The sequence below is a fragment of the Crenobacter oryzisoli genome (genome assembly GCF_030385785.1).
GTDB lineage: Bacteria > Pseudomonadota > Gammaproteobacteria > Burkholderiales > Chromobacteriaceae > Crenobacter_A > Crenobacter_A oryzisoli.
This window is the reverse complement of the sequence record NZ_JAUEDK010000014.1, coordinates 1-11,982: the sequence shown is the minus strand read 5'-3', so window position 1 is coordinate 11,982 and position 11,982 is coordinate 1. Positions and strand designations below refer to the sequence as shown.

Below are 11,982 nucleotides of genomic sequence, written 5' to 3'. Positions count from 1 at the left end.
TCGGCTTGCGTGTACGGATCAATAGCCACCACCGCCGTGATACGGTGGGGCACCTTCACCGGACGAGCCGCCATCGCCGGCGCACCCCCCCAGCATGCTGGCGACAAGCAGTGCCAGCACCACGAACCAACCTCGTCTGCGTTTCATCGTGCACCTCCTACGTTCTTTGCAAGAACAGTCGAAATGCGCTTCCGTTATAGATTCGCCAGACTGCCGGCCAACAGCCGGCCACACTATCGTACCGACCGTATGGCGGAGACCTTCTGTATCGTCGCCGTTTCGCTAGTGGACCCGACGATAGCAACCAGGAAGCCCAGTCATTTTGCTTCACAAGCAAATAGAAAACATGCAATATAAATATCGTTTTTTTATAAAAAAACCTGGCACTACCGCCGCCTAGCTTTCCCTCGCTCTGCGCACGATAGCCTGCCACCCCGCCTTCAAAACCGGCATTGTGGAGTGAATCATGCTGATCCGACGCTTCCGCTTCTTGTCCCTGCCGCTATGTCGCGCCGGGCGTTCTGTACTGCGTGGCGTAAGCCGACGCAACTGCTCTGTGACACCCCCCGCCTCACGTTCGCCCTTACCCCTTTCCCAGGCTGAAGGGCCGCTGGGCTGCTCGCCGTGGTGGCCAGAACAGCTCGACGACGCGACCGAGGCCAGGCCGACACTCAATCCAGCCCCGGTAATGGTGGAGCGTCAGTGGTTTAGCTACCGGCAAAACAACCCCGCCGAGGCGCCTTTCGGCAGCAATTAGCCGGTTCGATCTCCAAAACAACGCACCATCCATCACTCTTCTCTCGAAGCGCCCCTGACCAACGGCGAACACCATTCGCCACCGCCCGGTCAACCCGACCACGAGTCGGCATGACCGCCCAGGGCATTGCAAGTATCGACAGCGATCATGCGCAAGCTCGCCTCATTCCCCCGCCCTGACAAGGCATAGCCCATACCGCGGCTGGCCCAGTAGATGGTACGACGGCCATCACCTTGCACAGTGCCGAAGGTCAGCTCGTGCTTGGCGAAAACGGTGACGTAAAGCGTCACGCGATCCCCCATCTTGTTCTGATACATGAACTGCGCTGCCGGCCCCGCTTCGCCGGGCAGCAAGCGCCCACCGATCAGCGTATAGCCATACTCCTGCAGCGAAGGCACCGCCAGCGGCCGATTCAGCCGTCTGGACAGCCAGCTGACCAATTGGGCCTGCTCATCAGCCCCCACCTCGACCGGATGACTGAACTCGGGGGCATACACGGCGTAAGCCATGTCGGCACGTTGTGCGAAGGCCGGCTTGTCCACGCCGAGCGATAGCGTCCCCAAGCCCAGGCCAAGCGCGACGCCGGCCAACAGGCAAGCCAATGCAGAGACGCCGAGACGCCACCATGGCGTCCGGCGCTGCAGGAATAGGCTGGGCACCGCGGCCGGCTTCGGGAACAAGGCTTGCAATGCCGTCTTCTGCGCCCGGTAATGGGCGACGCGGCGCGCAGCCTCCGGGTCGGCCGCCAGCTGAGCCTCCACCACGGCCCGTTCCGGTGCCGACAGCTCCCCGTCGACCAGGGCGGACAGCAGTCGCTGGTCGTCTCCCGGCTCGAGTGAGTCGCAAGTGGAATCTTGGCGATCGTTCATGGCCATTTCTTCACTACAGTCAGCGGTGGCCGCGATGGCGCTGCCGCGCGGTCACCCCCTTCGTCCAGCAATTGCCGCATCCGTTCCCTGGCGCGGGAAAGACGCGACATCACGGTGCCGACCGGCACCTTCAGCACCGCCGCAGCCTCCTGGTAGCTAAGCTCCTCCAGTGCGACCAGTAACAGCACTTCCCTCTGCTCCACCGGCAGGCGGTACAACGCCCGCTGCACATCCTCCAGCTCCAGTCCATCGACCTTGCCGTCTGGCGCCGCCATGTTCTGCCACGGCGCCCCCTCCTCGTCGACAGCTACCTCGTGCCGCGCTCGTAGTTGGTCGATGAAGCGGTGACGCAGCAGGGTAAGCAGCCAAGCGCGCAAATTGCTGTTGGCCCGCCATCGCCACTTGTTCAACGCACGCTCTAGCGTGTCCTGCACCAAGTCGTCCGCCCAGGCCGGATCACCGGTCAGCGCCCGGGCGTATCGCCGCAACTGCGGCAGCCAGACCAACAAGTCGGACTCGAAGCTCATGCCAGTGACCCGGTTCCCCCCACCTTTGCATTCACAGCACCCGTGCCGGCCACCTAGCCCTCTTGCCGCTCGGCACCGAGGCTGCTACCGCTCGCTACTATGGTTTGGCCGCATGCCACATGCCGGCCATTCCGTCCCCGCCTGTGTCGCCCGGTTTCTTGTCCATGGACCAGCGGTATAACGGCTGTCCCTTGTAGGCCCACTGCTGCCGGCCATCATCACGCTTCACCAGGCTCCAGTTGCCACTGGCCTTGTCGTAGGCATCGGCAATCGCTGGCGGCCATTTGCTGGCGCAGCCGGCATCGCAGTTGCTCTTGCCCGGGGCGTCTTTCGCAAAGACGTAGAGCGTCATCTTGTGTTCATCGACCAGCCGACCACTCATGACCTCTGGTGCTTCGGCCAACACAGGCCAAGCCACGCTGGCACCCAATGCCAGCCACGCTAGCGACGATTTCATCTTCGGCTCCTCCCTCGATTCGCCCCCCACTCTCCCATTGAGAGCGCGGGTCCATGCTGACTAAACGGATCAGCACTACAGTTTATTCCGCACTCCCGGCAAGTTTTTACATTGCATCCCCCCTTCAATGGCAAGCCCCGTACCAAGGCTCTACTACCGGGCTCGGGCGCACAGTTTTTGATAATGATGCTTTAAAATGCTAGCGCGTTTGGTATCACAACTATTTTAAGAATTTTGAGTTTTATCGCTTTAATGTTTTCTAATTTATGCCGCGACTTTTCCGCAGGTAGGCCTTACGAATAGCAATGTTAACTCGGCTTTCATCTCTCAAGTGACTCAAAAATGAAACAGCAAACCGAGCCAAAACCGTCCGCGCCTTACCGCCTACCGTTTACCGCCTAGCATCTTTCCATTGCAAATTCTGGTCTAGCATTCCATTTAAATGAAGCAACAAAATAACAACATATGTAGAAAACGGTTATTAGCCCATAATAGCTATCTCTTTGGAATCGCTTGCAAAGCTCGCTCAGGAGAAAGGGGATCTGACCCAGGATGGAAACACCACGCTATGAATTAGGGTGAAACTGAGGCAAAGCAATGCAACCGGGAAAGACCAATATGATTGGTCGGGGCATTGCTTTGCCGGGATCTCGCTATGGCGTGCAAGGAAATGAGTTCACTTGACGGGTGCACCCAGCCACCTCTGGATCGACTCGGGATGACATTGAAACGAAGCCTGTTTGCAAGGCGTCGCTTATGTCCAGCATTGGGAATCTCTTTACAGAAGGAGATCATGCAATGTACTGCATTTCCTGTGGGAAAAGACTCTGTGAGACGGCACGCTTCTGTAGTTCATGCGGTGTGAAGGTCGCTCGGCACGATAAATCCATGCCTTGGCAAGAGCACGATCATTGGCATGAACATGGCCAATGGCATGAGCATGATTCAGTGCACTCGGAACGTGAGCCCCGGTTCAATAGAGAAGTCGACGCACATAGACATGACCCCTACAGCGACAGAATAGGTCGGGCACGGGAGCAGGCAATTCCAATTGTCGACAATATAGTGGAAGGCGAACCAGGAAAGCAGCCAAACAGCGAGAAGGAAAGCAAGCCCGGTGTTCACTTTCCGGCGCCGGGACTTGAAGTGAATACGGTTGGGACTGATCAGACATCCACGGATTTCACATCATTGGCGCTAAAGCAAGCCAAAGCGGCACGCCGCTATGAAGTGGCTTCCGACTGCTGGGTACCTCAATGGGTACGGGTATTCATCGATTCGGGCGGGAGGCCAGAAGAACTGGTCCAAATTCTGATAGAGCGCGTTCTTCAGAACCCGCACGAGTCCACGCTGCAAGAAGCGCAGATCGTCTTGAGCGAGCTCGGGCGCGGAGATGAAGGGGCAGCACAACTGCATCAGCAAATTACCCGGGAACTACTAAAAGAACTTGCCCGCTTGGGATGTGAGGCAGATCGGTAGAATAACGGATATTTATCCGCACCTCCTTGAGAGCCGCGAACAAAATTCAGTACAACGTCTGCTGCAAGGCGCACCGACGCTGGCAGTACAGATAGCACGGCAAGGAGGCGCAACGCTGCAGCAAGACTTTTGTTAGCGGCCCTCATTGGGCTTTTGAACAGAGCAACCCCCAGTAGCACCCTGCACCACCATCCAGGCGATCAGAGCGACAAAGCCTGGAGGCGATGCCTGGGAGGGCGTTCCACCTTTCCTGGCCCCAAGGGGAGCCGAGCCATCTTGACCCCATTTCCGAACGCAGCACTTGTGTTCCGGCGCTTACGGCACTACCGTAGGGGGAGCTGGCCATAACCAGCTCCTCTCCGCTGCTTGCAAGCGGCGGCTTTCCGAACGATGTACCGGACAGACACCATGGCTACCCTGCCCCTGCACATGCAGACCGGTCATCCCGACACGGTACTGCCCCAAAGCTGGTTTACGCTCGACGTTATCCTCGCCGACGACTTTCCTCGCGCCTGAGTCCTCGCGGCCTTCTGCCGCCCGCTTCCTCTTCCCAATTACTGAATTGACTGCCCGGTCGTACCGGCGCCTTGTTGCGCCTTATGCGACCTGGGCGCATGGAGCACGCGATGACCCGACGCATTCCCGAACCGTTCCGCATCAAAATGGTGGAACCGATCAAGCAGACCACCCATAACGAGCGCCGCACTGCGCTCGAGGCCGCAGGCTGGAACCCGTTCCTGTTGCGCGCCGACGATGTCTACATCGACCTGTTGACCGACAGCGGCACCGGCGCGATGAGCGACCGCCAGTGGGCCGGCCTGATGACCGGCGACGAGGCCTACGCCGGTAGCCGCAGCTTCTATCGGCTTGCAGACACGGTGAACGAGCTGTTTGGCTACCGCTACACCATTCCCACCCATCAGGGTCGGGGTGCCGAGCAGATTCTGTTCCCCGAACTGGTGAAGCGCTTGGGCAGCACCAAGCCGGTGTTTCTGTCCAACTACCACTTCGACACCACCAAGGCGCATGTGGAGCTCGCCGGCGCACAGGCGATCAACCTGCTCACCCCCGATGCGTTCGAGACCACCCGTCCCCATCCGTGGAAGGGCAATTTCGACCTCGACCGACTGGCCGAAATGCTGCAGCAGCATCAGGGCCACGTCGCTGCGGTCATCGCCACCGTCACCTGCAACAGCGCAGGCGGTCAGCCGATGGCGATGGACAACCTGCGTACGGCTAGCGAACTGGCACGACGCCACGGCGTGCCACTCGTCCTCGACGCCGCCCGCTTTGCCGAGAACGCCTGGTTTATCCGTGAGCGTGACCCGGCCTATCGCGACGTGTCGCTGACCGAGATCGTGCGCGAGATGTTCGGCTACGCCGATGTATTCACCATGTCGGCAAAGAAGGATGCCCTGGTGAACATCGGCGGCCTGTGCTGCTTCCGTGACGACGAGGATCTGTTCCATGCCGTGCAGGTGCGCTGCGTGCCCATGGAGGGCTTTATCACCTATGGCGGCCTCGCCGGGCGCGACATGGAGGCGCTGGCGATCGGTCTGAAGGAAGGCCTGGACAGCGACTATCTGGCGTACCGGATCGGCCAGGTCGCGTACCTGGGCGAGCGCTTGGCCGCAGCCGGCATTCCGATCCAGACGCCGACCGGTGGTCACGCGGTGTTCGTCGACGCGCGCCAGCTGTTGCCGCACATCCCGCCCGAGCAGTTCCCCGCGCATGCACTTGCCTGCGAGCTGTATCTGGAAGGCGGAGTGCGCGCGGTCGAGATCGGCTCGCTGCTACTCGGCCGCGACCCGGCCACCGGCAAGCAGGAGCCGTCGCCGTTCGAGCTGCTGCGCCTCACCATTCCGCGCCGTGTCTACACCAACGATCACATGGACTACATCGCCGACTGCCTGGTGGCGGTGAAACAACGCGCCGCTTCGATCCGCGGCCTGGGCTTCAGCTACGAGCCGCCGCTGCTGCGTCATTTCACCGCGCGGCTAAAGCCGCTGATCTGACGCCGACTCGGCCAACCTAGACCGCCCCACTCGGGGCGGTTTTTTGCTGTTCCCTCGATACGGCCCCTGCGTGCCAGGTATACTCCAGGCATAAAGCTCGCAGTGTGTTTTCGCCGCCACTCAGAACCCACCATGCTCTATCTCTACACCGCCAGCGACGCCGAACGCTGGAGCGACGCATTCCGTCTCCAGCTCCCCGACCTCGACGTCGTCGCCTGGCCAGCACCGGTCGATGCTGCCCAGGTTCGCTACATCGTCACCTGGAACCCTCCCGAAGGCTTCTTCGACGGCTTTCCCAAGCTCGAAGCGGTGTTCGCACAGGGCGCCGGCATCGACAAGCTGCTCGCGCGCCCTGACCTGGCGCCAAACGTTCGCGTCGTGCGCCTCACCGACGCGGGGATGAGCGCGCAGATGGTCGAGTATGCGCTGTTCGGCGTGCTGCGCTTCCAACGTGATTTCGACGTGTACGCCACCCAGCAGGCGAACAGTACTTGGGAGCCACAGCCACCGAGGTTGGCCGAAGCCACGCGAGTCAGCGTGCTCGGTCTCGGCGCGATCGGCGCGGCGGTAGCGAGCACGCTTGCCGGACTCGGTTACCGAGTGTCCGGCTGGAGCCGCAGCCCGCGCGAGCTGCCCGGCGTGCGCTGTGTGTATGGCCCGACAGCGCTCGACGCGCTGCTCGCCGATACCGACATCCTGGTCAGCGTGCTGCCGTCCACTCCGGACACCCGCGGGCTGCTCGACCGAGAACGGCTCGCCCTCTTGCCAGACGGTGCGGCGCTGATCAACGCGGGGCGCGGAGACCTGATCGACCTCTCGGCCCTCGTCGAGCTGCTCGACGCAGGGCACTTGCGCGGCGCGCAGCTCGACGTGTTCCCGGCCGAGCCGCTGGGCACCGATGACCCGCTATGGCGTCATCCCAAGTTGCTGGTCACCCCGCACATCGCCGCCGCGACGCTGATCGAGCCGTCCGTCAAGCAGATGGCCGACGGCATTCGCCTGCTGCAGGTTGGCGGGGAACCGGCGGGACTCGTCGAGCGCCGACACGCTTACTGAACATCCCTAAGCAATCGCTGACAGCCCAACCGGTCGGCAGCAAAAAACCCGCGCATCCGAAAGGACTTGCGCGGGTTTTTCCTATCCTCCGACCCGGACAACATTGGCCGAATCGGCTCTATTGCATCAGTGCGACAGGTGGGCGAACTGGCCAGTGAAACGTTTGGGCAGCGGGTACGCCAGGTCGCCAACCTTGCTGGTGCCAAGTTTCAGTTCGACCAGCGCTTCGACCAGCTTCACCGCCGCCGATACGCCGTCGATCACCGGCACGCCCAGGTCCTCAGACAGGCAGCGCGCCAGGTCGGCCATACCGCCGCAGCCGAGCACGATCGCGCCGGCACCGTCCTCGACCAGTGCACGTTTTGCTTCGTCGCGCACGCGGCGATAGCTGTCCGACGCCGGGTCCTCCAGCTCCAGCACTGCCACATCAGCGGCACGGATGCGCCGGCACAGGTGCTCGACACCGTACTGACGCGCCAGGTGCTCGGCGATGACGATGGTGCGCGATAGCGTCGTCACCACCGAGAAATGCGTCGAGATCAGGCTGGCCATCCGCATTGCCGCCTCGGCGATGCCGATCACCGGCTTGCCGGTCAGTTCGCGCGCGGCGAGCAGGCCCGGGTCACCGAAGCAGGCGATCACATAACCGTCGTAGCCCTCGATCTCGCCCTGGCGGATCACTTCCAACAGACCTGGTACGCTCAGCGACTCGTCGAAGTGGCTCTCGATCGACTCCGGGCCGCTCGGTGAGGTGCAGGCGATGATCTCGGTACCTTGCGACGCGGCATGCCGTGCTGCCTCGCCGATCTTGTCGGTCATGCTAGTGGTGGTGTTCGGATTGATGACGCAGATTCTCATGCTCGTGCTCTCCTCGGTCGCCATGTGGCGTTGTCGTCGTACTTGGGACTCTGCCGCGCCGAGAGAGCGCTGCCTCAGTCCAAAATCCCGTTAAAGATCCGCTTGAAGTCCGGCAGGTCGGCGTCGACCGCTTCCATGTTCAGCGCCGCTTCCAGCTCGTCGAGGTGCTCTCCCATCGTCTGACGTAGCGCATCGACGTTGCCGGCTTCCAGCTCGTTCAGCAGTACCGTGTGACTCTCGCAGTGGCTGGCACCCTTCCATCCCGGGCCGTACACCGCGATGATCAGTGATGAGCGCGACAACAACTGGGCAAGAAACGTGCTCAGCTCCTCGTTGCCCGCCACATCCAGCAACCGCTGGTGAAACTCTCCAGACAGCTGCAGCGCCAGGCGCTGATTGCCGGCTTCGAGTGCCCGGTCTTCCGCCCGGGTCAGCTCGCGCAACTCCTCGAGCGCCGCCGGCGTCAGTCGGTCGACCACCTGGTCCATCACTCCGGTTTCGATCAGACGGCGCGCCGCAAACACATTGCGCGCCTCTTCCACCGTCGGCTTGCTGACCATCGCGCCGCGCTTGGCCTGGATGTTGACCAGCCGCTCGTGCGCCAGCCGTTGCAACACCTTGCGGATCACCGTGCGGCTGACCTCGAAAGTCTCGGCCAGGGCATCCTCCGGCAGCCGGTCTCCCGGGCGCAGCCGGTGCGCGATGATCGCGCTGAAGATGCGCTCGTATACCTGCTCGTCCTTGGTGGAACCCTCGTTTCGGGTGCTTCGGCGGCTGCGGGACCTCAGCAGATCGTCCAACCGCAAGCTGCGGGCCTTCAGCGAATCGTTCATGTACACCCCCATGGTGCGATCTAGAGATGTATCAATCTTAACTGCAATCATCGTATACATATTCGTATACAAGAAACAAGACACCTTCGCGGAGAAAATGGACAAGCGGCGTGACTTGCAACACTGGAAACGCATTCCGATAAACGGGAAACCCTTGCCAAATAAGGCAAACAGCCAGGTAAATCGCGTTAATTCTCGACATTGAGATAAAAAACATTTCCTGTATACAAGAAATTGCTCTAGCGTACACAACACGCAGCACAGACTGCACGCTAGAACGACGGCCCCACGTGAGCCGCACTTACAAAGTTGAGATATCAGGAGAAAACCACGATGCACGAAGCACCCAACACCCCGCTTCCGTCTGGGTACAGCCCACGCCTCTACAACCACGACCTGGGCCCGCTGAAAGACCAGGACTGGAACTGGTACAACATCTTCGCGTTCTGGATGTCCGACGTGCACAGCGTCGGTGGCTATGTATTCGCCGGCAGCCTGTTCGCACTCGGCCTCTCCAGCTGGCAGGTACTATTCGCCCTGGTGGTCGGCATCACTATGGTGCAGATGTTGTCCAACTGGATCGCCAAACCCAGCCAGGTCGCCGGCGTTCCGTACCCCGTGGTGTGCCGCCAGTCGTTTGGCGTGTTCGGTGCCAACATCCCCGCCATCATCCGCGGCCTGATCGCGGTGGCTTGGTACGGCATCCAGACCTACCTCGCATCGGCAGCGCTGGTGCTAGTTATGCTGCGCTTCTTCCCGGCACTTACCCCGCTGACCAAGATCAGCTTCGTCGGCCTGTCACTGTTGGGCTGGGCGGGCTTCATGCTGATGTGGGTGTTGCAGGCACTGGTGTTCTGGAACGGCATGGAGACGATCAAGAAGTTCATCGACTGGGCAGGCCCGGCGGTGTACGCGGTAATGTTCCTGCTGATGGGCTGGATTGTCTGGAAGGCGGGCTGGGACAAGATCGACTTCAACCTGGGTTCGAAGCAACTGCACGGTTCGGCCATGCTCTGGCAACTGGTGATCGCGATCGCCCTGGTGGTATCGTACTTCTCCGGCCCGCTGCTCAACTTCGGTGACTTCTCGCGCTACTGCCGCTCGATGAAGGACGTGAAGCGCGGCAACTTCTGGGGCCTGCCGGTCAACTTCATCGCCTTCTCGCTGGTGACCGTCGTGGTAACCGCAGGCACGCTGCCGGTGTTCGGCCACATCATCGAAGACCCGATCGAAGTCGTCGGCAAGATCGACAATACCTTCGCCGTGGTACTGGGTGCATTCACCTTCATCACTGCGACCATCGGCATCAACATCGTCGCCAACTTCGTATCCCCGGCGTTCGACTTCTCCAACGTTAACCCGGAAAAAATCAGCTGGCGCACCGGTGGCATGATCGCAGCGGTCGGCTCGATCTTCATCACCCCGTGGAACATCTTCCACTCGCCGCAGGTGATCCACTACACGCTCGACGTACTCGGCGCCTTCATCGGCCCGCTGTTCGGCATCCTCTTGGTCGACTTCTACCTGGTGCACAAGCAGCAGATCGACATCGACTCGCTGTACAGCGACCAGCCGCACGGCCGCTACTGGTACAACAACGGTTACAACCCTCGCGCCATCCAGGCACTGATCGCCTCCACCGTGCTGACGGTGATCTTCATCGTCACCCCGGGACTGAACGAACTGGCCAACTTCGCCTGGTTCATCGGTCTGTTCGGTGGCGCAGGCAGCTACTACTGGCTGAGCCGCCGCTTCCGCCCGCTCGCCCTGGGTCAGTCGGCAGCCCGTTCCAAGGCCTAAGCCATTTCTCCACCCAATGGCCATTGTCAGGCGGCGACGAAAGTCGCCGCCTTTTTTTGTCGACTGGTCAGCGCTTCATCGATGACGCTGAACAAAACCGTCACACTGCAACGGCAATAACCGTTCGCCCCCTCTCTCCAGCCGTTCGTCGCACTTATCTTCATGTAAAGCTATATTGGCTTTTAATGAGCTGACATTGCAGCCGCAGCCGGACTGTCAGACAACAGGCAGGCCCCACATCGGCCAACCAAACCGTTATACGACCCCACACCTACGGATGGAGACCTGAGATGCTGAGTGCCGAACGTAAGGAATTGCCCCTCAATGGCCACCCCTACTTCCTCGCCCGTTTCGAGCTCGACCCAGCGATGCCCGACAGTGCATCGCAGTCGCTGCACGACAGCGTCGAGCTATGGTCATGGGCCGGCATCGATCTGATCACTCTGGATATCTCGCGCGGCGAGCCGTCCTGGCTGGCTGCCGAATTGCAGCGGCTCGGCCGCTTCCGCGCCGCGTTGGAACTCGTACCTGCTCCCGCCCCGGCTTCGCCACTGCAACAAGCCTGGGACGCGACCCGTCGCCCCACCCCTGATGGTCTGCGCTGGAACGCCTGAGCCCCCTCCGCCGCGCGCCCCTTCTTCAACTTCAACGAGGCAAAGCAGAGTCCCAGCTGGGCATAGCGAGTCTTGCGATCACGGCTGCGGACGAAAGCCGGTAAATATCGCCCAGTACACCTGTCATCCGTAAAAAAAGGGAGCCATCGGCTCTAATGCCGTTCACTTAAGCAAGTGAACGGCATTTTTCATGGTGCGAATCTTGCTCATATTCCGGCCAGGTTGACTCCCTCACGTTGGTCAAGATGGTAAGCAAGGCTCATAAACACCCTGATTTCTCTGCACTTTCTCAGCAAATTGACCCGGCATGGATCGCCCACGCGCTTGCAGTGACCGGCAAAGCCAGCGTGCGCCGGCGTAGATTGCCGGCCGAACAGGTCGTCTGGCTGGTCATTGCGTTGGCTATGTACCGGCATCAGCCCATCCCGGAGGTCGTCGCTCATCTCGATCTGGTGCTGCCTGACGAGGTCAATCCAGATATTGCCAAGAGCGCCTTGACCCAGGCGCGGCAGCGCCTCGGCGAGGAACCGTTGGCCCAACTCTTCGGGCTCAGCGCGCTGGTTTGGGATGAGCGGCATCAGCAGGGAAGAAGCTGGCGCGGATTGGCCCGCTACGCGATTGATGGCAGTACGCTGCGTACCTCGGATACCCCAGAGAATCGTCAGCACTTCGGAGCACAGGCTTATGCCTCCGGCGTAGCCGCCAGCTATCCGCAGT

General features: G+C 60.9%; 12 protein-coding genes. 6 read left to right on the top strand and 6 right to left on the bottom strand.

Annotated elements, in window-relative coordinates; translation table 11 throughout:
- Positions 1-18: 18 nt before the first annotated feature.
- From QU481_RS09595 to QU481_RS09580, 4 genes are all read right to left on the bottom strand, one after another.
- A complete protein-coding gene (locus QU481_RS09595) occupies positions 19-147 on the bottom strand; it encodes a hypothetical protein (RefSeq protein WP_289829739.1) in 129 nt (42 codons plus the stop codon).
- A 699-nt stretch (positions 148-846) separates the two neighbouring features.
- Entirely contained in the window at positions 847-1,626 is a 780-nt protein-coding gene (locus tag QU481_RS09590; protein ID WP_289829738.1) for an anti-sigma factor family protein, read from the bottom strand.
- A complete protein-coding gene (locus QU481_RS09585; RefSeq protein ID WP_289829736.1) occupies positions 1,623-2,153 on the bottom strand; it encodes a sigma-70 family RNA polymerase sigma factor in 531 nt (176 codons plus the stop codon). Before QU481_RS09585 ends, QU481_RS09590 begins: the two co-directional genes overlap by 4 nt.
- Before the next feature lie 97 nt (positions 2,154-2,250).
- Positions 2,251-2,610, bottom strand: a complete 360-nt coding sequence (locus QU481_RS09580; RefSeq protein ID WP_289829735.1) for a COG4315 family predicted lipoprotein — start codon at positions 2,608-2,610, stop codon at positions 2,251-2,253.
- A 798-nt stretch (positions 2,611-3,408) separates the two neighbouring features.
- On the opposite strand from QU481_RS09580, the gene QU481_RS09575 reads away from it, so the two are divergent.
- The 3 genes from QU481_RS09575 to QU481_RS09565 all read left to right on the top strand — a co-directional run bounded on the left by QU481_RS09575 (position 3,409) and on the right by QU481_RS09565 (position 7,160).
- Positions 3,409-4,089 carry a hypothetical protein gene (locus QU481_RS09575; RefSeq protein ID WP_289829733.1) on the top strand — a complete coding sequence of 227 codons (681 nt, stop codon included), beginning with the start codon at positions 3,409-3,411 and terminating at the stop codon, positions 4,087-4,089.
- A gap of 626 nt (positions 4,090-4,715) precedes the next feature.
- On the top strand, positions 4,716-6,104 hold the full coding sequence (locus QU481_RS09570) for a tryptophanase (protein WP_289829732.1): 1,389 nt from the start codon (positions 4,716-4,718) through the stop codon (positions 6,102-6,104).
- Positions 6,105-6,236: 132 nt separating this feature from the next.
- Complete coding sequence (locus QU481_RS09565) at positions 6,237-7,160, top strand: 2-hydroxyacid dehydrogenase (protein ID WP_289829731.1); 924 nt, start codon at positions 6,237-6,239, stop codon at positions 7,158-7,160.
- Positions 7,161-7,286: 126 nt separating this feature from the next.
- On the opposite strand, the gene QU481_RS09560 is transcribed toward QU481_RS09565, so the two are convergent.
- Positions 7,287-8,018 carry an aspartate/glutamate racemase family protein gene (locus QU481_RS09560; protein WP_289829730.1) on the bottom strand — a complete coding sequence of 244 codons (732 nt, stop codon included), beginning with the start codon at positions 8,016-8,018 and terminating at the stop codon, positions 7,287-7,289.
- 74 nt (positions 8,019-8,092) lie between these two features.
- Positions 8,093-8,851 carry a GntR family transcriptional regulator gene (locus QU481_RS09555; protein ID WP_289829729.1) on the bottom strand — a complete coding sequence of 253 codons (759 nt, stop codon included), beginning with the start codon at positions 8,849-8,851 and terminating at the stop codon, positions 8,093-8,095.
- Positions 8,852-9,184: 333 nt separating this feature from the next.
- Here QU481_RS09555 and QU481_RS09550 point away from each other — a divergent pair, with 333 nt between their 5' ends.
- The 3 genes from QU481_RS09550 to QU481_RS09540 all read left to right on the top strand — a co-directional run.
- Positions 9,185-10,651: an NCS1 family nucleobase:cation symporter-1 gene (locus QU481_RS09550; RefSeq protein ID WP_289829728.1), complete on the top strand. Its 1,467-nt coding sequence runs from the start codon at positions 9,185-9,187 to the stop codon at positions 10,649-10,651.
- A 290-nt stretch (positions 10,652-10,941) separates the two neighbouring features.
- Positions 10,942-11,265 carry a hypothetical protein gene (locus QU481_RS09545; protein WP_289829727.1) on the top strand — a complete coding sequence of 108 codons (324 nt, stop codon included), beginning with the start codon at positions 10,942-10,944 and terminating at the stop codon, positions 11,263-11,265.
- A gap of 245 nt (positions 11,266-11,510) precedes the next feature.
- The coding region (locus QU481_RS09540; RefSeq protein ID WP_289829726.1) for a transposase domain-containing protein at positions 11,511-11,982 on the top strand (472 nt) is incomplete at its 3' end.